Below are 21,091 nucleotides of genomic sequence, written 5' to 3'. Positions count from 1 at the left end.
AAGCGTAAATTAAGAGTGTTCAAACCTGATACACCATGTTCAAAGTACCTGCTACACCTACAGCAACTTCAACCGCTCTGTTTGTATTGCGCCTGATAGTGGGCGTTGCGTTCATTATGCATGGCTGGGGCAAGATCCAGGCTCCGGCCTCATGGATGCCGGCAGGCGGGCCCGTATCTTTATCACCGTTCTGGCAGGTGATGGCCGCAGTGTCAGAATTTGGCGGCGGCATTCTTTTAGTACTGGGTTTAATTACGCCCATTGCATCGCTGGCTATTGGTATCACCATGGCGGTGGCCGTGTATTTTCACAGCGTGGTCTTTAAAGATCCGTTCGTGAACATGACCGGCGGCGGCGCTTTTGAATTGCCGCTGACGTTCTTTGGCATTGCACTGCTGTTCCTCTTTGCCGGGCCAGGCAAAATTTCGCTGGACTATAAGATCTTCGGGAAGCGGTAGCGCGGCTTACAACGTATAATACGGGGCTAACAGCTTGTCTACCTCATGATAGCCGCTGGGGTACTTCACACCGGCCGTATCGGCGCCTGCATGTAGCAGCGCGGCTACAGACGCGGGGTTGCGGCGGTCTGTCCAGTAAGAGTCTGTACAGGCCAGCACGGCCAGCGCCAATGCACTGCGCCCCTGCCCGTCTTTGGCGTTTACGGCGGCGTGGTGTTTGAGCAGGAGCTGTAGCGTACTGTGATGCGCACGCCAGGCAGCCACGTGCAGGGCGGTGCTGTTGCCGGCAATGCCGAAGTACCCGTTGCCATGCACATACGGCGCATCTACATGCACGCCCAGTTGCAACAGCAGTTGCACCCCTTCCGTATTGCCATTGCCGGCAAATTCCGCCAGTAATGTACCTTCCTCCGCCAGCAGCGCTGCCAGGAGGGCCGGGTCTTCATCCACCAGGGTTTGCGCGCGGGCGGCATCGTTGAGGGCGCAGGCCGCTATCAGCGCCTCTACGCCGTGCAGTTCAAAAGGTACGCCCCATTGTTCAAACAGGCGCAGCAGGTCTCCCCGGCCCCGCCGGGCGGCCATGGAGAGGGAGGAGCGGCCATCAAACCCGTTTTCCAGCAGCGGGTTGCCGCCATGTTCCATCATCAGTACTACAATGTGAAGGTCGTTATCACGGAGCACAGCGCTTTGCAGCGGGCTGCGCCGCCAATGCGTCATATAGTTGGGGTCAGCGCCTGCGGCCAGCAGGTACCGTACGCCGTTATAGTCGTGCCAGTCTGTTTTCCGCAGCAGCATGGCGTTGATACTTTCCCGGCTCAGCCGGCCCGTTTCCACCAGCGCTTCCATGGCCTCGTTATGATAGCTTTCCGGTGTATGGTACACCGTTTCTCCGTCATTCGGGTCTGCGCCGTATTGCAGCAGCAGGCGTGTGAGCGGCCCGTGGTGGGCAATGCCCGCGGCGCCGTAAAGTACGCTTTCCCATCCGGGTTCAGGGAGATGGCTGTCATCCATCCACCCGGCATTGGCATTAGCGCCGTGCTCCAGCAGCATGCGGGCGCAGTGCAGATGCCCGTTGCCGTTACGGCGGGTGGAAGGCATCCACAGGTATCTTGAAAAACAAAGGTAGGTAAGCGCGTCCCAGTTGTGCGGGCCGCCCTGCGCCGTGGCCAGCGCCGGTTGCTGCGCCAGCAGTTCCTTCACGCGGTTTTCATGGCCCAGTATGGCGGCTGTGTAAATGTTGGCGTCTGCTGCTTCAGGGTGTGCTGCCAGTATGGCTTCTGCCGCATCCAGCGTGCCGGATACATGCGTGTCCCCAACCGGCACGCAGGCGGCCGCAATAAAGGCGGATGCTGGGTTGTGTACAGTTTGCATACAGCGGGGTTTGTAATAAAATTAGGTAAAAAACCAACGGGCCGCTGTATATCAAACATTAAATGATAGTTTCGTTATATGATCATCAGACCTTATCTCCCTGCTGATAAAGCGGGCTGCCTGAAAGCGTTTGAAAGCAACATACCCCGTTTTTTTGCACCGGATGAGCTGACGGATTATGCGGGCTGGCTGGACGAGCTGGCCCAGCGGGAACCAGGCGTTCCGCCAAACAAAGATGAACAGGCGCCTTCAGACGCTCCGCCCGGCAACACGCCCGGCGCAGGCGGTGTGGAACATTACTATGTGGTGGAAGAAAACGGGGAAGTTATAGGCTGCGGCGGTTTTTTTGCAGACCTGCAAAAGCGGGAAGCCACAATGGCCTGGGGCCTCATCACCAACGCCCTGCACAAAAAAGGGCTGGGCAAGGCCCTGTTCCTGTACCGGTTGGAAAAGATCCGGGAAATTTGCCCTGGCAGCACCATCATCCTGGACACTACCCAGCATTCCTGCCGGTTTTTTGAAAAGCTGGGTTTCCGCACCGTACGCGTTTCCAAAGATGCTTACGGCCCGGGGCTTGACCGTTATGATATGGAAATGCGCCCGTGATTGCCCGGCATAACGGAACTGCACCCTGGCCAGCCAATTGTTATATATATTTGCAACGAATTTTGATATGGAAGAACGCCAGCAAACAATCATCAGAAAGGTAGATGTAACGCGCTACGTAACCCCGCTGCGGGAGGGCGGCTCGCTGCCGGCTATTGCCGAGGCAGACGACGGTTTTTTGTACGTGCTCAAATTCCGCGGCGCGGGCCAGGGCATCAAGGCCCTTATTGCGGAGCTGATAGGCGGTGAGATTGCGCGCGCCGTGGGACTGAAAGTACCCGAAATCGTATTTGCCCATCTGGATGCCGCCTTTGGCCGCACCGAGCCTGATGAGGAGATACAGGACCTGCTGAAGGCCAGCGCAGGCCTTAACCTGGGACTGCATTACCTTTCCGGCGCTATTACGTTTGACCCGACGGTTACTGCGGTAGGCCCGGCGCTGGCATCGCAGATCGTCTGGCTGGATGGCCTGCTGACCAATGTAGACCGTACCGCGCGCAATACCAACATGCTGATGTGGCACCGGGAGCTGTGGCTGATAGATCATGGCGCTGCGCTGTACTTTCACCATGCCGGGCAAAACTGGGAAGAACCGGCCAAACGGCCCTTTGTGCAGATAAAGGATCATGTGCTGCTGCCGCAGGCCAGTGAGCTGGAGGCTACAGACAAGGCTTTCCGCGAAATACTGACGCCGGCCCTCATCCGCAGCATAGTGTTATTGCTGCCGGATGCCTGGTTCCCGGATGGCGCGGCCGGCGAATACCGCGAGATGTATTATAATTTTCTGACCACACGAATAGCCAACGCTGAAGTTTTTGTAAAAGAAGCACAACATGCCAGAAAAGCACTCATTTGAATATGCCGTTGTACGCATTGTGCCAAGGGTGGAACGGGAAGAGTTCCTGAACGTGGGCGTGATCCTCTACTGCAAACGCCCCGTTTTCCTGCAGGCCATGATCACGCTGAACGAAGCGCGGCTCCGGGCATTTTGTGCGGCTATAGATGTGGAAGAAGTAAAGGCATACCTGCATGCCATTGACAATATCAGCAAGGGAGGGCCGGGCGCCGGCCCCATTGGCCAGCTGGATGCCGGCTCCCGCTTCCGCTGGCTCACCGCCACCCGCAGTACCATTGTGCAAACCTCCAAGGTGCATGCGGGCCTGTGCACAGACCCGCTGCAAACCTTGAAACAATTACATGAAGAGCTGGTGATGTAGGCGTTGCGTTGTACCGGTAACCCTGTAGCGCATCGCAACGCGGAGGGCCATATTGCCTTTTCCGGTCAGGATCAGGCTACCGCGGGCCGGGGCTGTTTTCTTCGCAATATCCAGGCGGAAATAAGCGCTATCAGCGCGCCCAGCGGCAGCACCTCCAGGTAAGTGATCACTATCACCAGCAGCGGGTTTTTGTACATTTCCCTGAACTTGTTCATTTCTGCCGTTTTGCTGGCCATTTCCGCGGCCGTGGCCCCTTTTTGCTGCGCCTGCCGCAACATATTGGCAATGTACTTGTCCAGGAAGTCGGGGATGAACACGTAATAGTCCACCAGCCATACCACCGTATACATGGTGGAGGCTACCAGCGCAATGAGGAAACCCGTTTTAAAGGCCTTGCCAAAGGAGATCACGCCATTGTTGTACTTGTCGCGGTAATTTTTAATGCCTACAAAGATCAGGGAGAAAATGAGGATCATACTCAGGTACCCTACCGTTTCATTACCCTCAAATTCCGGGTTGGTATAACACATAACAGTAGAGAAGATCATCATGGCGGTAAGGAGAAGGCCGGCTATAGACCCGAAAATGAGCACGTTCTTTTTCATCAGGTTTTGTTTTAAGGTGATGGCCCAAAAATGGCATATTCCCCGCGTTCCCCGTTCATACTTTAGCATGAATTTGGGCCCCGGAGGGCATTTTAGTACTAAAGAAGGAGGAACGGTTATGGTATGATGTGCAGTCTTTTTCCCATTTCAACCGCCTGGGTACGCCGTTTTACGTCCATTTTCTCGAAAAGGCGCGAAGTATGGGTTTTTATGGTGCTCAGCGATACAAACAGCCGGGCGGCTATTTCCTGGTTGCTCAACCCTTCTGCCATGAGCTGCAGTACTTCCAGCTCCCGGTTGCTGATAGCCAGGCGGGCCAGTTCTTTTTCATTCAGTTCAAAACCGTTGCCCTGCGGTTGTACCAGTACTTCTTTTTCCACCACAATGGTCCTCACTTTGGGCCGGCTCAGCCGGAGGGCCAGCCAGATGCCCAGCAGGGTGAACAGCACGGCAATGGCCCCAACATACAGCTCAAAGGCATGGTCTATGATCACCAGCCGCAATTCCAGCCATTTTAGCAAAAACAGCAATACGGCCAGCGAAACGCCATAGAGAATGATATGTTTGTTCTTTGAGAGGAATCCGGGGACCATATGAATATGCAATTCCCGTCAAAATTAAACATTTTGGGATGAGTAGGGAAGCGGCTGCCTGACGCAGCACTTTCTCAACCGCTCCGGGCCGGCAGAACAGTTTACCGGCCCGGTTAACGGACGTTACCCGTTATTCTCCCGGCGCGGAATACTGTACAATATCAATCCCCACCCCGTTCGGGTCACGGATGGCAAAGTGTTTGTCTCCCCACGGTTCTTCCCGGAGGTCTATCACAATTTCTACCGCCTTTTTCCGGAGGTCTGCATACACGCTGTCTACATTGTCCACTTCAATGGTCAGGTATACGCCCTGGCCCCCGAAAGCGGCCTGGAAGAGCGGCTGCTGGCTGGGGTGGCCGGGCAGCAGAAAGCTGATCTCGCCAGTATGGCCGGGTGTATGCAGCAGCAGGTAAAATTCATTTTCAAAAGTAACCCCGAAGTTGAGCACGTTCAGGTAGAAGTGTTTTGTTTCGTTGAGTTTGGCTGTGATGATGCCTGCGTTGAGTTTCATGGCCTGTTTGTTTTGATGGTTAAATGATAACACAAAATTCGGGACGGGCAGGTTGCGGGTATTGTAAAAAACGGACAAAGTTACCGGAGGGCAATAGTAGGCGTGAGACCGTACATGGCTTTAAACTCCTTGATGAAATGAGCCTGGTCATAATACCCGTCATAAAACAGCTTGTTCTTTTTCAGGCTTTCAACAGACGGTTTGGCATGCAGGATGTGCTGGAAGCGTACCACCTTGCTGAAGGTTTTGGGCGTGTCCCCGATGTAGAAGCTGAACAGCCGCCGCAGCTGCCGCGGGCTGATGCCGGTGTTCAGCGCGCTTTCTACAGGCAGCGTGCCTTTGGCGTCAAGAATAATGTCTATGGCGTTGAACAGCCGGCTGTCTGCCTGCAGGGGAGCGCTGTTGAGCACCTGCAGAAAGAACCGGTCAAGGGCGGGCTGTATGGCCTGCGCAAACGAGGGTAACGCGGCCAGCGCAGCCAGGTCTTTTGACAGCCGGGGCGCCACATGGGCCAGGTGTTCAAAACGGTTGGTCAGTTCGGCGGCGTTGATATGGAACAGCAGCGGAAAAGCGGCGGGCAGAAAGCGGATGCCCGTATAGTGGAAGACCGGCGGCAAGGGGAACTCCGTGTACGCGGTTGAGAAGCCCATTACGTAGTTCTCTTCCGGCTGATGCAGGTCAAAGAAGATATCCATACAGCCGTCTGCCACTACCCGGTAGCAAAACGGCCTGGTAAGCGGCTGCACGGTTTGGAGTTGCCAGTAGCAATAGATGTAGGGCGCCAGGCGCATGTCCGGCAGCAGCTCGGCATACACTACCTGTTCCCCCGCGTCTTTTACCGTGGGCTGCACGGGCTGGAACCGCTGTCTGAAATCTGGTATCTGCATACAGGCGGGCGTTGTTTCACGGGCCCCGGGTAAAAATACTGTTTACTATGGTTTCCCCGCCATGCGGGCAGAAGAAAATACCAGGACAATTAACTGGCATTACCTGCCGCCGTCCGCGAAAAGGGAATGGGCATCCGCGAGGGCAAGGGTATACGCTCCGCCGCCTGCGAGGGTATAAGCCAGCCGCCTGCAACGGCATACCCCCTATCGCCTGTAACGGCATATACCCCGCCGTCTGTAACGGCTGTAGAATTTTTTCCCCGTGTGTTTTGTTCCTGCCCTGTGCAGGAGGTACGGCACGGTATATGTTTCCGTATCCGCAAACAGCATTTCATGAAAAAAGCAGCTTATCTACTATTATTGGTACTGGCCGTTACGCTCAGCAGTTGCGAACTGGTAGAAGGGATCTTCAAGGCTGGCGTATGGACGGGCCTGCTCATTGTAGCGCTGGTGTTGGGGCTCATCATCTGGTTAATGTCCCGGGGCAGGAAGTAGCGGGAAAATCCGCTATATTCGGGTCATGAACATCCAGCAGACAGACAACGGGAAAAAGGGCAGCTTCAAGGCTGTGAGCAACAACGTGCAGGCCGGTGAAATGACCTACACCTGGGCGGGTACAGACAAATTTATCATTGACCATACAGACGTAGATGAAGCCTTTGCGGGGCAAGGTGTTGGCAAGCAGCTGGTAATGGCGGCGGTAGCCTTTGCCCGGGAGAAAGGCATAAAGATAATGCCCCTCTGCCCCTTTGCCAGCAGCGTGTTTGATAAAGACGCGTCCCTGGAAGATGTACGGTTTTAAATAGCGGCCAGTTAATTGTTCCCGCTTCCTTCCCGCGTTATTTCCCGGAAAGATTTTTCATAATCCTGCCCGTAACTTTCCTTGTATTCTTTCGCAAATTTCAGGTAAGCGTCTTGCGCTATTTTATGCCTGCCGGAAAGAATGAGGCAGCGGCATTTGTAGGCCAGGGCTTCCTCATTCAGCTGGTCAAACTGGAAAACGGCATGGGTGAGCTGCAGCACAAATTCTGTTTCCCGCTGCAGGTCCGCATGCGCCATATAGTCCAGCAACAGGTCGGTTATCTTGATGGAAACGTCTGACTTGATATTGTCCAGCCACTCGTAGGGTACATTTTTCAGGAAGCTGCCCCTGTCCGCAATTTCCCGCAATACCGGTATGGACACGGGGCCCGCTGCCTGCTGCATATACACCTGGTAGTCTATGTACAGCGCCGGGTCCGTTACCTCCAGTTTCCAGCGGCCGGCATCTTTCAATATCTGCATGCCGCCTGTTTTTTCCAGGATGGCCTTCAGCTTCACCACGTTCACAGAAAAATTGTTGCGCGCGTCTTTCAGCGGTTTATCTTCCCACAGCAACTCATAGAGCTTTTCAGGGGTAATGCCTTTCCCGTTTTTAACGGTATGAATGAGCAGCAGCAGGAAAAGCTCTTTCAGCAGGGGTGTAAACAGTTTGGTACAGTCGTTCCCTTCCTTGTCTGTTACTTCAAATTCACCGAACAGGTAAATGGCCGGATGTCTCTCCACCGGCGCCGCGGCCTCCGGCGTTTTCTCCACAGGCGGGGCGGAGGTTGTTTCCCGGGCGGGCGTATCCGTTTCATCCAGGAACTGCCAGCGTTTCCACACAAAAAAGAAGAGGGCGCCGGCCGTAAGCACGCAGGCCAGGCCCAGCAGCACACGGCCCCGGTTGAACGGGCGCGGCGCGGCAGGCACGGCGCTTACCGCGGGGTTGGGCGGAAAATGGAGTGTATAGGCATTTAATTGCGTCACATTGTTTTTGGCGGTATAGTAGGTAACGGCCACCAGCTTTTTGCTGGCAGGCGCATAATACAGGTCTGCAAAAGAACGGATGTCATGAAAAGAATACGGGATGGAATCTCCCATCCACTGGTACGCCGGTTTGTGCAGGGAGCCTTTGATGAGCTGGAGCTGGGAGTTGAACCGGTCTTTCGGGTGTACCAGCGCGTAAAAATCATGACGGGCCGCATCTATCACCAGGCTGTTGGCAAAACAGAACTGCCGCTCGGGCTCCGGCAACTGGTATACGTGGCGGAAGGTGTGGTCTTTTACGCTGTAGGCCAGCAGGTCATACACATATTTGGGGTTAATGGCCTGGTTCCCCGTGCTGCTGCCATAGCCGCCGATAATGAAGGCCGTGTCTGCCGCGGGCGTAGTGCCCAGGGCGGCCAGGTAGCGCGGCATAAAGCTGTCTCCCCGGGTGGCCACCAGCTCCCAGCGTTTGGTGGGGAAGTGGTAGCGCTGCACCTTGTTTTTGTATTGCAGCTGGCCGTACCCGGCTACGATGTATAAAGAAGAATCTGCGGGGGAGAGGAATTTGTTGGCATGCCAGTATTCTCCCAGTTCCGCGGGCGTAAAGTTCATGTTCCACTCCTTTGCCGTGGGCTGGTAGGTGCTTACGCGCTGCTGGTCTATATAAAAGTCATGCAGCAGGCCGGTATGCGCGTCATAAACGGCCTGGTGGCCCGGCAGCAGCGTATCCCGGCTGCGGGCCAGTTTTTCGCCGCCAAACTGCCCGTCTTTAATGGAGAGGTGGTACAGGGTGTCTTTCGCAATGATATAGAGTATCTCCTGCCGTGCGTCAAACGCCAGGGCGGGAGAGCTGCCGGTATGCATGCTGCGCACCAGCTCCCAGTGCTGATGGCGGGGTTTGATCCACAAGGGGTTTTTGATGGCCGCGCGCAGGCCTTTCACTTCATCCGTACCATTGTCTGCCAGCGGGAAAAAATAGGCCAGCCGCCCATTTTGCGTGATGCGGATGTCTTTCAGGCTCATGGGAGGCAGGTCCAGCGTCTGGAACCGGTCAAGGCTGCTGGCGCCAAAAAGCAGGTGGCAGCAGGTAGAAGGTTGTAACGCCGCGCGGCCCTTGCACATCAGCCGGTTGTTGAAATAGCAGGATGCCTCCTGCCGCTGCGGGTCAAGGTGTATCCGGAAGCGGTTCCAGCCGCTATAGAGCTGCATGGTGTCTGCCACAAAGCTGCGGGTAAATGTTTCGCCAATTACAAAGTTGAAGGAGAACAGCCGCTGGTTGTACACCAGGTCTATATTTTGCCCTTGCGTGGTGATGAGCCGCATCACGTACCCGAAGTAGGTTTCCATGCCCGGCCTGAACTGGAGGTCGAAAGAAATGTCCACAGCCCCGTCAATACACATCGGCCCGCCGCCGGTCAACTGAAGGCCCGTTCTTTTCTCAGGCACTACCTCGTGACTGGAAAATGCCAACCCGTGAGACTGCGCAAACCCGGTGCAGTAACAAATAAACGTAAAGAATACACTAAGAATATATTTCCCCATGGGACCACAAGCGGCTTGGTTGAATACTTTAACTAACGCGTTTTTAAGATAAGGATAATTTGGAAGAGCTGAAATTAATTGCCGCCAATACTGGATTAATATTGTTGAGAATCAGCTATTTACCTGATTATTTAAAATTAATTTCCCCGTTAGTGCTTCCGTTAATCCTTTTGTTAGTGCCCCGGGGGTTACTTGCAGTATGTTATGAAAAAATGAGATAAAGCCTGAGAGACCTATTCCGTAATCTATTCCTTCAGCCAAGAAATCAAATCGTTATGAAAAAAATCTATTATTTATGGATGCTGCTATGCAGCCTGCCGCTATGTGCTTTTGCGCAACAACAGTCCGTCAGCGGCAAAGTAACCGATGTAAAAGACGGTGCCCCTTTACCTGGCGTAAGTGTTTACACGGTAGATGCGGCGGGAAAAAGAACGGGCGTTACCACCAACGCCCGCGGGGAATACCTGCTGCAGGCGCCGGCGGCGGCCGCCGAGCTGTTTTTTGTGTACCTCGGCATGGCTACCGTCAGGGAGCGCATCAACGGCCGGAGCACTATTGATGTAAACATGACGGCCACGGACGAAATGCTGAGCGGCGTAGTGGTGGTGGGCTACGGCACCCGGCGTAAAGAAACGCTCACGGGTGCGGTGAGCAACATCACAGCCAAAGAGATCCAGACCACTACCAACATCAGCCTGGCGCAAAAGCTCCAGGGCAAGGTGGCGGGCCTGCAGATCAGGCAACTGGGCGGTGAGCCGGGCACTTTTGACAACATGATCAACCTGCGTGGCTTTGGCACCCCGCTCTTTGTCATAGATGGTATTGCGAGAGACGGGGCCTCGGAATTTCAGCGCCTGAACGCGGATGATATTGAGAGCATCTCTTTCCTGAAAGATGCTTCGGCCGCTATTTACGGCCTCCGCGCCGGCAACGGCGTGGTGATCGTGACCACCAGGAAAGGCGCCCGCGGAAAGACCAGTTTCAACTACAGCGGCACCGTAGGCTGGATCAGCCCTACAGACGTGCCCACCATGGCCAATGCCGCCCAGTGGATGCAGATGCGTAACGATGCGGACATTTTCAGTACCGGCACGCCCTTTATCACGCAAGACGAGCTGCAGAAATGGATGGCCGGCGGCCCCGGTTACGAGAGCACAGACTGGTACAGCGTGGCCATGAAGAACGCGGCCATGCAAACGCAACATACCTTGTCCGCTTCCGGTGGCACGGATAAAACGCAGTACTTTGTGAGCCTCGCTTTTGCCAATGAAGACGGCCTGCTGCGCAGTAACGACATGAACTACAAGCGTTACAACATCCGCTCCAACCTCACCACGGAGCTGCACAAAAACCTGAAAGCGGAAATACTGATGGCCGGGCGGTACGACAACCGCACCGTACCCGGTGAGAACTTCTTCAATATTTTCAAGGGTACCCGTGTAACGCTGCCTACAGAAAAGCCCTACGCCAACAACAACCCGGAGTACCCCGCCTTTGTAACGCCTTCCACGCAAAACCCGCTGGTGCTGTCGCAGCGCGGTATTACGGGTTACAACGAAAGCGTAACGCGTAACTTCCAGTCTTCCATGGCCCTCACCTACACCGTGCCTTTTGTGGAAGGTTTGTTTATCCGCGGGCTGGCGGCTTATGACATGACAAGTTACTCCAACAAGGACCTGCAGAAAGGCTACAAGCTCTACACCTACGTAAACGGTGAGTATGTAGCGCAGCCGCAGCGGGTGGGCAATTCCAGCATCGCCAACAACTACGGCAACAACAACCGCCTCACCCTGCAGGCGCAGGCTAACTACAACCGGCAGATTGCGGGCCATCACAACATAGCCGCCACTTTTGTGGTGGAACAGCAGCAATACTGGAGCCGCGACGCCTATTTGCGCCGCTTCTATGACTTTTATACCAATGACCAGATCAATGCCGCGGGCACGGCCAAAATGGAAGCTTCCGGCGGGGAAGACCAGCAGGCCAACCTCTCTTACATAGGCCGCCTCAACTATGACTACAAACAGAAATACCTGTTTGAGTTTGCGTTCCGGCAAGATGGGTCTTACCGTTACCATCCCAGCCAGCGCTGGGGTTTCTTCCCCGTGGTGTCTGCCGGGTGGCGGCTGTCTGAAGAACCTTTCATGAAAGAAGCCGTACCGGTTATATCCCATCTGAAGCTCAAAGCATCTTACGGCCGGGTAGGCCAGGATGCCGGCAACCCCTTCCAGTACATTGCCGGTTTTTCTACCCAGGGCGGCGGGCGCTATGAGTTCGAGAACGGGGCGCTCACCAATGGCGCGGCATCTCCGGCCATTGTGAATGAAAAGCTGAGCTGGTTCACCTCTACCATTACAGATTTCGGTATTGAAGTGGGCCTCTGGAAAAACAGGCTGAGCGTGGAGTTTGACGTTTACCGCAGAGACCGGAAAGGCCTGCTGGCGTACCGCAACGTATCACTGCCCAATACCTTTGGCGGCACCCTGCCGCAGGAGAACCTGAACAGTGACCGGGTGCAGGGTTTTGATCTCACTATTGCCCACCAGAACACCGCCGGCAATTTCCGGTATGGCGTTTCCGCCAACGTCAACTATTCCCGCGGCATGAACCGCTATGTTGAAAGGGGCGCCTACACCAACAGTTACAACCGCTGGCGCAATGGAGCGGACTACCGGTATAACGATCTGGTATGGGGCTATACTTACCTGGGCCAGTTCACATCAGAAGAGGAAATAGCCAAATACCCCCTCCAGAACGGGGACCAGGCAAACATCCGCGAGCTGCCCGGAGATTTTAAATATGCGGATGTGAATAACGACGGGTTGGTGAACGGTAACGACATGCTGCCGCTCTGGTACGGCGCAGCAGGTACCAATGACAACCAGAACCCGCCCGGCAAAAACCCCAAGTTCAACTACGGCCTCACGCTCAACGCCGCCTACAAGGGCTTTGACATCAACGTGCTGTTCCAGGGCGCGGCCGTGTACACTGTGCGCTTCAGCGAAGTGTACGCGGAAGTGATGGCCTTCAGGGGGAATACGCCCGCCTACTTCTTTGACCGCTGGCACAAGGCAGATCCGTATGATCCCAACAGTGAGTGGGTACCCGGCAAATGGCCCGCATCGCGGTTCAACTTCAATGTGGGCGCCATGTACGCGGAAAGCTCCGTTTGGCGGAAAGATGCATCGTACGTGCGGTTGAAAAGCCTGGAGCTGGGCTACACCATCCCCACGCAACTATACAGGTCCGCCGGCATCAACAGCATCAGGGTCTATGCCAACGGTTTCAACCTGTTCACCATTGCAGACCCGTTTGTAAAGGCATTTGATCCGGAGCGGCTGGAAGGCTTGTTCAACGCGGGCTTCAACTACCCGCTGACCAAAAACTTCAATGTGGGCATCAACCTTAACTTCTAAAAAACTGAAATATGCGCAGATTTATATTACTGGTGGCCGGCCTGGCGCTCTTTAGCTGCAACCGCGTGCTGGAGCTGAAGCCTACAGACAAGATCAGGGCGGAAGACCTGTTTGGCGATCCCGCCGGCGTAAAGCTCTACATGGCCAACCTCTATTACCAGCTGCCAATCGAAGACTTTACCTACTTCCGCGCCGGCTTCAATCAGAACGGCGGAGATCCCAACAACGGCGGCTTTGCACCCGCCATGGTGACGGACGAAGCGGTACACAGCGAGTTTGGCGACTTTATCGGCAACAACGATTTTGCCTGGTGGGAGCCGGCCTACAAGCTCATACGTGATGTGAACATCCTGTCAGACGCTATCCCTTCACTGAGCATTACGGAAGATGAAAAGAAGGCCCTCACGGGTGAAAGCGCCTTCATCAAGGCCTTTGCCTACTTCGGGCTGGCCAAGCGCTACGGCGGCGTTCCACTTATCAAAAGCACGCAGAAGTACGAAGGGGATGTAGAATCGCTGAAAGTACCGCGCAGCACAGAAAAAGAAACGTGGGACTATGTGATGGAACAGTGTGACCTGGCCATTGCCAGCCTGGGAGAAGGCACCGGCCGCCGCGCCACCAAATGGACGGCCTGCGCGCTCAAATCAAGGGCCGCCCTGCATGCCGCGTCTGTGGCCAAATTTGGCCCGCGGGCCACCATGAGCGGAGACGCGGTGACGCAACAGCTGATAGGCCTGGATGCCTCCGCCGCCAACAGCTATTACGATGCCAGCATCAAGGCTTCAGAGATGCTGATGGCTTCCGGCAAGTTTGGCCTCTACGAGCCTGACCCCGCCTCGCCCGAAGTGGCTGCGGAGAACTACCGGAAAATGTTCCAGGACCCTAACACCGCCGCTATAGAAGCTATTTTCATTAAAGGGTTTACGCTCCCCGGCAATAACCAGGGGCACAATTATGACATCTGGTACCAGCCCGCGCAGGTGGCCAACGGCTGGCCCCACCCCGGTCGCATGAACCCTACGCTAGACCTGGTAGATCTCTACGAACGGTATGATAATCCCGGTCAGCCCGCTCCCGTGGTGACCACGGCGGAAGGGAACGTGAATGATTACAACGGCTACAACCCCGCCCTGAACTATATCCGCTTTGACACGCCCAACGATATTTTCAAAGGGAAAGACGCGCGCCTCTGGGGCACGGCCATTTTGCCGGGTACCAGCTTCAAGGAAACGCCCATCATCATACAGGCCGGTTTTGTAAAGCCGGACGGGCAGGCCGTGATCCGCACCAATGACCAGGTAACCGTGAACGGCGCCACCTACTATACCTATGGCGCCCCCAGCACTACCATGTATTCCGGCTTCGATACGTACGGCGGCAACAACACGCGCTCCGGTTTCTCTTTCAAAAAATTCATGAACCAGGCCAGCCCCATCACCGCCGGCTGGAACCAGAGCACTTCGGATTTTATGGAATTTCGCTTTGCCGAAATTTTGCTCAACTACGCAGAGGCGGTAGTAGAAAGCGGCCAGGGAGATGCGGCGGCTGCCGCCAAGGCGCTGAACGACATCCGTAAACGCGCCGGGCATACGGTCAACATACCCCTCACGGCCGCCAATGTACAGCGGGAAAGGCGGGTAGAGCTGGCATTCGAGAACAAACGCTACTGGGACCTCATCCGCAGAAGGGAATACCATACGGAGTTCAACAACCGCATGATGCACGCCCTGCTGCCGCTGCTGGACCTGCGCGCGCTGCCCGCCAGGAAGTACATTTTTGTGCGTGCCAACGTGCCCAACGCCAATTCAAAAACATTTGAGCCCAAACTGTATTACAAACCCATACCCGGCATAGGCGCCAATGGCCTTGTGCAAAACCCGCAGTACTAACCGGTTAAAACAGTTCTTTATGAAAAAGATGATCATATGCATGGCCGCCCTGGTTTTTATGGCCTGCGAAAAAGATAACTATGATGGCCCTAATGCCGCCCTGTCAGGCAGTTTCATAGACGCTGAAACAAAAGCGCTGGTGGAGCAGGACATTATCAGGGGCACTACCATAGAAATTGCAGAACATGGTTACGACCCCGTGGAGAAGCAGATACTCATTGTTAAAAACGACGGTACCTACGCTAATTCCCTGCTCTTTGCCAATACCTACACCGTACAGCCCGTACGCGGCAATTTTATTGACGTGGCGCCGCAAGACGTGCAGATTTCCGGCAATACCACGCTGGATTTCACGGTGGTGCCTTACATCCGCATAAAAGAGGCCAGCATTGTGAAGAACGGCACCACGGTAGTGGCTACTTTCAAGCTGCAGCAGAACGTGACCACCCATGTGAAAAAGATAGGGCTTTATGCCCACCAGGACTCGCGGGTGGGTGAGCCCATGCGTTTTGTGGCGGCAGAGTCGGAGATCAACGCCGTGGTAGATCCCAACCATGTTTATACGCTCAGTATAGACCTGCCCTCCAACAGCTCGCAACTGAAGCCGGGCAAGTCTTACTATTTTCGGGTAGGCGCCGTTATAGACAATGGCGATGCCAAGTTTAATTATGCACCGGTGGTACAACTGGATATCTGATCACTAAAAGATTCAACATGCGTTTATCAGTTTGCCTTTTATTCATTTTTTTTGTTTCCGTCAGCTGCGCCAAAAAATCAGGCGGCTCCACGCCGGAGCCGCCCATGGCCAAAGACACGGTGTACGATGAAACCGGCTGCCTTTACACCGCCTACAACAACCTGGTAATGGCCGGCTACCAGGGCTGGTTTGCGGCGGAAGGCGACGAGTCCGGCCGCGGCTGGTACCACCTGCAGAACGGCAGTTGCGGCGGTTTCAAACCCGGCTGCTCTACGGTAGATTTTTTTCCCGACATGACGGAGTATACCCGCAAGTACAAAACGGTATTCAAATACCCTGACGGCAGTGATGTGTACATGTACAGCCCGTATGATGAAGAGACCGTAGACCTCCATTTCAAATGGATGAAAGACTACGGGATAGATGGTGTGTTCATGCAGCGTTTTGTGGTGGAAGTGAAAGACAGCAACCCCAAAGGGAAACGCCATTTCAACAAGGTGCTGGAGAATGCGCTCAAGGCCGCCCGCAAATACTCCCGCGCTATTTGCGTGATGTATGACCTGAGCGGCTGCACCCCCGCGGACGTGGCCTGGGTGGAAAAAGACTGGGCGGAACTGCAGCAGCTGTTCCAGCTCTTTGACAATAAGGAACACCCTACCTACCTGCGGCACAATAAAAAGCCGCTGGTGGTAATATGGGGAGTGGGTTTCAATGACAACCGCAAATACACCATTGCAGATGCGGACCAGCTGGTGACCAGGCTGAAGGGCAGCAACAACCGCGTGTCTGTAATGCTGGGCGTGCCCTATTACTGGAGAACGATGACGAAAGACACGGAAAATTCGCCGCTCCTGCACCCCCTCATCAAACGCGCGGACATTGTAATGCCCTGGGCCGTAGGCCGTTACAACAGTAACAGTTACAACAGCGTGGCGGGTACGGAACTGGCGGGAGACCTGGCCTGGTGCAATGCCAACCAGGTAACGTACGTGCCGCTGGCGTTTCCGGGCTTTAGCTGGGGCAACCTCAGGAACGACCCGTCGCTGTACAATTCCATTCCGCGCGGGAAAGGGGATTTTCTGTGGAAGCAGGTGGCGGGCGCCAAACTGGCCGGGGCGCAAGCGCTGTACGTGGCCATGTTTGACGAGATAGACGAAGGTACCGCCATTTACAAATGCGCCCGGGAGGCAGACGTGCCGCTGCATGGGGACAGGCAGTTCATAGGTATAGAGAACGAGCTTTCTTCAGACTATTATTTATGGCTCACCGGCCAGGCGGGGCGCTGGTTCAGGGGGGAGAGCGGCTTTAGCGCCGTTAAACCGGTGAGGTGAGTGTGCCTTTAGCGCTGTAACCAACAGGAAAAATAAGGCCGGCTGAAAACAGGTTTTTCAGCCGGCCTTTGTTATTCCGGGATACGTTCGTTAGCGCATGCTCCCGGGAGGCATTTCACCGAAAGTAGGCGCCGCCGGTATTTATGTTATCCCGGAAACACGTGTCGTTCCGGAAAACAGCGGAATCTGTTATCTTGCAGAAAATCTTTCGGCCATGGCGTTAAACGAAAAATTAATGGCCCGGGTGCGGGAACTGATAGCCGCGGAACAGTACGAAGCAGCGGAGAAAAAGATGTTTGGCGGCTGCTGTTTTATGGTGAACGATAAAATGTGCGTATGCGTGCGGGACAGTCATATCATGGTACGGCTGGACCCCGCCGGTGTGGATGAGGCGCTGGAGCTGCCCGGCGCTTCGCAGATGGTGATGAACGGGCGTACCATGACGGGATATGTGTATGTGGACGAATCCGCCCTCGGTACCAAAAAACAACTGGCCTGGTGGGTCAGCCGGGCGCTGGCTTTCAACCACCTTGCCCGGTCTTCAAAGCAAAAGAAAAAATAAACAGATGGTTACCGGAAAAATATGGCGGCGGCTGGCCTGGTCCCTGCTTGGCCTGTTTGTGTTGCTGAACGTATTTGCTGCTTTTCACGCCTGGAAATTCACGCACTTCACGGATACTGTAGCTCCCCGTACCGATCCTAACAAACTGGGCATTGCCGGCAAGCTGAAGACCATCTGCTTTGGGGTAGACAATCCGCGCCCCGTCAACAAACAAAAGCCTGACCGCGCTTACAGAACAATACACCTGCAAAGCCGCGAGCGCCTGGAATGCTGGTACATGCAGGTGCCCGCCGCCCGTGGCACAGTGGCCCTGTTCCACGGCTACAGCGGGGAAAAATCCGCCATGCTGCCACGCGCCTACGAGCTGCTGGCGCTGGGGTATAACACCATGCTGGTAGACTTTATGGGTTCCGGCGGCTCCGGCGGCAACCAGACCACCATCGGGTACCTGGAGGCGGAAGATGTGACCGCCACCTACCGGTACCTGGCCGCGCAGGGGGAAAAAAACATCTACCTGCTGGGCACCTCGCTGGGGGCCGCCGCTGTGCTGAAAGCGCTGCACGATGAACCCTTGCGGCCCAGGGGCATCATACTGGAATGCCCTTTTGCCACCCTGTACGATGCCGCCAGCGCGCGGTTCAGGGCAGTAGGCGTGCCGGGTTTCCCGCTGGCGGGTTTCCTGGTGTTCTGGGGCGGGGTGGAAAACGGCTTCTGGGCCTTTTCCCATCGCCCGGTGAGTTATGCCGCTGCTGTTACAACGCCTGCCTTGTTCTTTTATGGTGATAAGGATGAAAGGGTGGCCAGGGAAGAAACAGATGCGGTGTACGGCGCGCTGGCCGGCAAAAAAAAGCTGGTCGTATTCCCGGAGGCGGGCCATACCAACTATCTTCCACGGTACCGCGAAGAATGGGTGCAGGCGGCAAAAGAATTTTTACGCGAAAATGAATAGATACGGCGCGCCCCGGTTGGCCGGGGCCGCCATATCTGATTTTTTGTCTCAAGTTGGGAAGGGAAGGGATTTGCCTAGTTAGTTCTGGCTATAAGCTAAATTGGAGAAAACACTACTAGTTATATTCGAAAGAGGGCGTCTGTCAATCCTGATGGAACAAATATGACAACATTTCTCCACAGCAAGGTTGTATTTGCTGCGCAAATTATTGTACGAATTGATTTTTCCGCTCTCAGATCAGGAGTCGCGGTACTTGGCGCGGTACTGGGCCGGGGTAACGCCGTATTCGGCCTTGATCAGTTTGGTAAGGTGTGAAGGGCCAGACAAACCGGTTTCCGCCGCTATGGCGCTCAGCTTGTTGTCTGTGCGGCGCAGGCGGAAACGCGCTTCGGCAAACCGTACGTCTGTAAGGTATTCCCGCATGTTTTTACCGAAGGTCTCATTGAACTGGCGGTTCAGCTCCCGCGGGTCCGCCTTCAGGTGGGCCACCACGTCAGTAGGGGTAACGGGCTGGTGGTTCTTATTGAGAGAAGCGTAGTGGGTCTGCATATAGTCCACGGCCCGCAATACATCTTTGGGCAGGGCGCCGCGTTCCGTCATCAGCGCAAAATAGCTGACGATCATGAGCCATACCTGGCCGTAGAGGTAAGGCGTTAGCCAGTGGGGGTTCTGATCGTACCCCACCATTTGCCTGATTATTTCCCTGTGCTCGCTGCCAAGCGGCAACAACAGCCCCTGCACGCCGTCCGCTTCCTGCTTCTCCTGTTTGTCCACCATGGCGCCAAACTCCCTGTAACCCTCATGCCCTTTGGCCTGCGCGGCTTTGATGGCGTCAGAATATTGCTGGTATTGTTGCAGGGGTACGTCCAGCAAGGGCTGGAAAGACGTATACTTCTCCCGGAAGCGGGTGATGAAGGCATGTGAGAACGAAATGTACAGCGATGTATAGTGAAACGGCTCAAATTCCGCCTTGTTGAAACCGCTGGGCGGTACGTAGTAGAAACCGAGGCGCTTTTCCGGCAGCATCAGCTTGAGCGGAGAACCCTGCAGGTCACACGGGATGTTGCCTTCAATACCAATGTAAAGGGCCAGCAGCGGGTCTTTTGTGATGGGGAAAAGGTTTACCTTCTTTTTGATGTCAAAATTCAGCCAGCCAATGATCCAGTCCCGGTCTACCACCTCCTGTTTGAAGAACGCGCCGAAAGGCCCTTCGCGGTAAGTGACCTGTGTGCCTTTGATGCTGTAATGGCTGTATTTTTCAGGTAAGGTATGGGAGGTACTCGTATCTCGCTCCATTTCAGGAGGAACGTCAAAGTTCATAACGGCTGGCTTGTCCAGTGTTGACATGGGTATCAGGATTTTGGGACTTCTAATTTACTGAAATTTTTCAGAGCTAGCGCAAATACTGTTTGCCCACCGGCTCTACCGGCGATGGCAGCGGCTGGTGGCCCAGCATCTCCAGCAGGTTGATCTCTATGGTACGGCTGATGCTGTCTAGCGGCAAGGGCCAACCTGCCCGCTGCCAGCATAATTTGAGATATTTTTGCAGGTACCTGAAATCTGTATCATATGCTTGCCGCCCTTATTGCACACATCCGCCGCTTTGTACCGCTCTCCGGCGAGGAAGCCGCCCTGCTGGAACAGTATATTGACTTGCGGGAACTGAAAAAGAAAGCCTTTCTGCTCAAAGAAGGGCAGGTATGCGCCGCCAGTTATTTTCTCATCAAGGGCTGTTGCCGCTCCTACTTCATCACGGAAAAGGGTATCGAGCAGATCAACCTCTTTGCCATAGAAGACTGGTGGATCACGGACTATCAGAGCCTGGAGCTGCAAACGCCTTCGCAGTTCTATATACAGGCTATAGAGCCGGCCACGGTGGCCGTGCTGCCGCGCGCCGTGCAGGATGCGTTGTTTGAGCAGTTGCCGCAGCTGGAAAAATACTTCCGCCTGATATTGCAAAAAGCGCTGGCCGCTGCGCACCTGCGGGTCAAATACATTTTTTCCCAGACGGGGGAAGAGCGGTACGATCATTTTACCACCCTGTTCCCCGGCTTTGTGCAGCGTGTGCCGCAATACATGCTGGCGTCTTACCTGGGCTTTACGCCGGAGTTCCTGAGCAAGATCAGGGCAAAACGGATTTCTTGAACTAGTTCAATTTCCGGCCGGCGCCGTTGTGCGAATTTTGTACGGAACAAAATCAACATTATCATGTCAAACAGGATCCGTATCAAAAATGTTTCTCCCGCGGCTTACAAAGCCATGATGGCCCTGGAGGCCTACCTGCAAACCACCCGCATCAGCCCGCTCCACCAGGATATGATCCGCATCCGCGCATCGCAGATCAACGGCTGCGCCTATTGCATAGACATGCATTCCAGGGAAGCCCGTGCCCTCGGCGAAACCGAACAGCGCATCTACGGGCTGATGGCCTGGGAAGAAATGCCGTTCTATACGGAAGAAGAAAAGGCCATACTGGCCCTTACAGACGCCGTAACGCTCATTCATAACAAAGTGTCTGACCAAGTATATGAGCGCGCCGCAAAGCTCTTTGATGAAGAATACCTGGCCCAGGTCATCATGGCTGTTGTGACCATCAACGCCTGGAACCGCATAGGGGTCTCTACCCGCATGAGCCCGGAATAATTCGTACCTTTCTGTAAATGCTATCA

At 54.9% G+C, this 21,091-nt stretch carries 21 protein-coding genes; 14 read left to right on the top strand and 7 right to left on the bottom strand.

Translation table 11 applies throughout. The features are described 5' to 3' along the window. Nucleotides 1-35: 35 nt before the first annotated feature. Complete coding sequence (locus D3A97_RS04380; RefSeq protein ID WP_119077046.1) at nt 36-458, top strand: DoxX family protein; 423 nt, start codon at nt 36-38, stop codon at nt 456-458. 6 nt (nt 459-464) lie between these two features. Here the strand turns inward: D3A97_RS04380 and D3A97_RS04375 are convergent, their stop codons facing one another. Further along, nucleotides 465-1,829, bottom strand: a complete 1,365-nt coding sequence (locus tag D3A97_RS04375) for an ankyrin repeat domain-containing protein (RefSeq protein WP_119077043.1) — start codon at nt 1,827-1,829, stop codon at nt 465-467. Between the two features lie 78 nt (nt 1,830-1,907). Between D3A97_RS04375 and D3A97_RS04370 the strand changes: the two genes are divergently transcribed. The 3 genes from D3A97_RS04370 to D3A97_RS04360 all read left to right on the top strand — a co-directional run bounded on the left by D3A97_RS04370 (nt 1,908) and on the right by D3A97_RS04360 (nt 3,652). Continuing rightward, nucleotides 1,908-2,435, top strand: coding sequence for a GNAT family N-acetyltransferase (locus D3A97_RS04370; RefSeq protein ID WP_119077041.1), 528 nt, complete (start codon nt 1,908-1,910; stop codon nt 2,433-2,435). Nucleotides 2,436-2,502: 67 nt separating this feature from the next. Next, on the top strand, nt 2,503-3,291 hold the full coding sequence (locus tag D3A97_RS04365; RefSeq protein WP_119077039.1) for a HipA family kinase: 789 nt from the start codon (nt 2,503-2,505) through the stop codon (nt 3,289-3,291). Further along, complete coding sequence (locus tag D3A97_RS04360) at nt 3,269-3,652, top strand: DUF3037 domain-containing protein (protein WP_119077037.1); 384 nt, start codon at nt 3,269-3,271, stop codon at nt 3,650-3,652. The genes D3A97_RS04365 and D3A97_RS04360 overlap by 23 nt, the downstream gene beginning before the upstream one ends. Nucleotides 3,653-3,723: 71 nt before the next feature. Here D3A97_RS04360 and D3A97_RS04355 read toward each other — a convergent pair whose 3' ends face one another. From D3A97_RS04355 to D3A97_RS04340, 4 genes are all read right to left on the bottom strand, one after another. Then, nucleotides 3,724-4,257 (bottom strand): DUF4199 domain-containing protein, encoded by a 534-nt coding sequence (locus D3A97_RS04355; protein ID WP_119077035.1) that lies wholly within the window; start codon nt 4,255-4,257, stop codon nt 3,724-3,726. A gap of 116 nt (nt 4,258-4,373) precedes the next feature. Beyond that, complete coding sequence (locus D3A97_RS04350) at nt 4,374-4,850, bottom strand: helix-turn-helix transcriptional regulator (protein ID WP_119077032.1); 477 nt, start codon at nt 4,848-4,850, stop codon at nt 4,374-4,376. A gap of 130 nt (nt 4,851-4,980) precedes the next feature. Further along, complete coding sequence (locus D3A97_RS04345; RefSeq protein ID WP_119078419.1) at nt 4,981-5,361, bottom strand: VOC family protein; 381 nt, start codon at nt 5,359-5,361, stop codon at nt 4,981-4,983. Between the two features lie 80 nt (nt 5,362-5,441). Next, nucleotides 5,442-6,248: an AraC family transcriptional regulator gene (locus D3A97_RS04340; protein ID WP_119077030.1), complete on the bottom strand. Its 807-nt coding sequence runs from the start codon at nt 6,246-6,248 to the stop codon at nt 5,442-5,444. Between the two features lie 333 nt (nt 6,249-6,581). Here D3A97_RS04340 and D3A97_RS04335 point away from each other — a divergent pair, with 333 nt between their 5' ends. Both D3A97_RS04335 and D3A97_RS04330 read left to right on the top strand, forming a co-directional pair. After that, nucleotides 6,582-6,743 (top strand): phosphatidate cytidylyltransferase, encoded by a 162-nt coding sequence (locus D3A97_RS04335; RefSeq protein WP_119078418.1) that lies wholly within the window; start codon nt 6,582-6,584, stop codon nt 6,741-6,743. Between the two features lie 25 nt (nt 6,744-6,768). Then, nucleotides 6,769-7,050, top strand: a complete 282-nt coding sequence (locus D3A97_RS04330; protein ID WP_119077027.1) for a GNAT family N-acetyltransferase — start codon at nt 6,769-6,771, stop codon at nt 7,048-7,050. Nucleotides 7,051-7,061: 11 nt separating this feature from the next. On the opposite strand, the gene D3A97_RS04325 is transcribed toward D3A97_RS04330, so the two are convergent. Beyond that, the gene (locus D3A97_RS04325; RefSeq protein ID WP_157986343.1) at nt 7,062-9,506 is read right to left on the bottom strand and encodes an AfsR/SARP family transcriptional regulator; all 2,445 of its coding nucleotides are present in this window, start codon (nt 9,504-9,506) and stop codon (nt 7,062-7,064) included. A 347-nt stretch (nt 9,507-9,853) separates the two neighbouring features. Between D3A97_RS04325 and D3A97_RS04320 the strand changes: the two genes are divergently transcribed. From D3A97_RS04320 to D3A97_RS04295, 6 genes are all read left to right on the top strand, one after another. After that, on the top strand, nt 9,854-12,994 hold the full coding sequence (locus tag D3A97_RS04320) for a SusC/RagA family TonB-linked outer membrane protein (RefSeq protein ID WP_119077022.1): 3,141 nt from the start codon (nt 9,854-9,856) through the stop codon (nt 12,992-12,994). An 11-nt stretch (nt 12,995-13,005) separates the two neighbouring features. After that, on the top strand, nt 13,006-14,883 hold the full coding sequence (locus D3A97_RS04315; RefSeq protein ID WP_119077020.1) for a RagB/SusD family nutrient uptake outer membrane protein: 1,878 nt from the start codon (nt 13,006-13,008) through the stop codon (nt 14,881-14,883). A gap of 19 nt (nt 14,884-14,902) precedes the next feature. Then, entirely contained in the window at nt 14,903-15,580 is a 678-nt protein-coding gene (locus D3A97_RS04310; protein ID WP_119078417.1) for a DUF3823 domain-containing protein, read from the top strand. Between the two features lie 17 nt (nt 15,581-15,597). Next, nucleotides 15,598-16,911, top strand: a complete 1,314-nt coding sequence (locus D3A97_RS04305; protein ID WP_119077018.1) for a glycoside hydrolase family 99 protein — start codon at nt 15,598-15,600, stop codon at nt 16,909-16,911. 214 nt (nt 16,912-17,125) lie between these two features. Next, the gene (locus tag D3A97_RS04300) at nt 17,126-17,473 is read left to right on the top strand and encodes a TfoX/Sxy family protein (RefSeq protein ID WP_157986342.1); all 348 of its coding nucleotides are present in this window, start codon (nt 17,126-17,128) and stop codon (nt 17,471-17,473) included. Nucleotides 17,474-17,477: 4 nt separating this feature from the next. Continuing rightward, entirely contained in the window at nt 17,478-18,422 is a 945-nt protein-coding gene (locus D3A97_RS04295) for an alpha/beta hydrolase (protein WP_119077014.1), read from the top strand. 237 nt (nt 18,423-18,659) lie between these two features. On the opposite strand, the gene D3A97_RS04290 is transcribed toward D3A97_RS04295, so the two are convergent. Further along, complete coding sequence (locus tag D3A97_RS04290; RefSeq protein ID WP_119077011.1) at nt 18,660-19,769, bottom strand: helix-turn-helix domain-containing protein; 1,110 nt, start codon at nt 19,767-19,769, stop codon at nt 18,660-18,662. Nucleotides 19,770-19,991: 222 nt separating this feature from the next. Here D3A97_RS04290 and D3A97_RS04285 point away from each other — a divergent pair, with 222 nt between their 5' ends. Together D3A97_RS04285 and D3A97_RS04280 are read left to right on the top strand one after the other, a co-directional pair. Next, nucleotides 19,992-20,567, top strand: a complete 576-nt coding sequence (locus tag D3A97_RS04285) for a Crp/Fnr family transcriptional regulator (RefSeq protein ID WP_119077009.1) — start codon at nt 19,992-19,994, stop codon at nt 20,565-20,567. 63 nt (nt 20,568-20,630) lie between these two features. After that, nucleotides 20,631-21,065 carry a carboxymuconolactone decarboxylase family protein gene (locus tag D3A97_RS04280; RefSeq protein ID WP_119077007.1) on the top strand — a complete coding sequence of 145 codons (435 nt, stop codon included), beginning with the start codon at nt 20,631-20,633 and terminating at the stop codon, nt 21,063-21,065. Nucleotides 21,066-21,091 lie beyond the last annotated feature (26 nt).

Origin of the sequence: Chitinophaga alhagiae, assembly GCF_003568665.1 — a bacterium.
GTDB lineage: Bacteria > Bacteroidota > Bacteroidia > Chitinophagales > Chitinophagaceae > Chitinophaga > Chitinophaga alhagiae.
The sequence above is the reverse complement of the archived record's forward strand: the minus strand, read 5'-3'. Positions and strand labels throughout refer to the sequence as shown.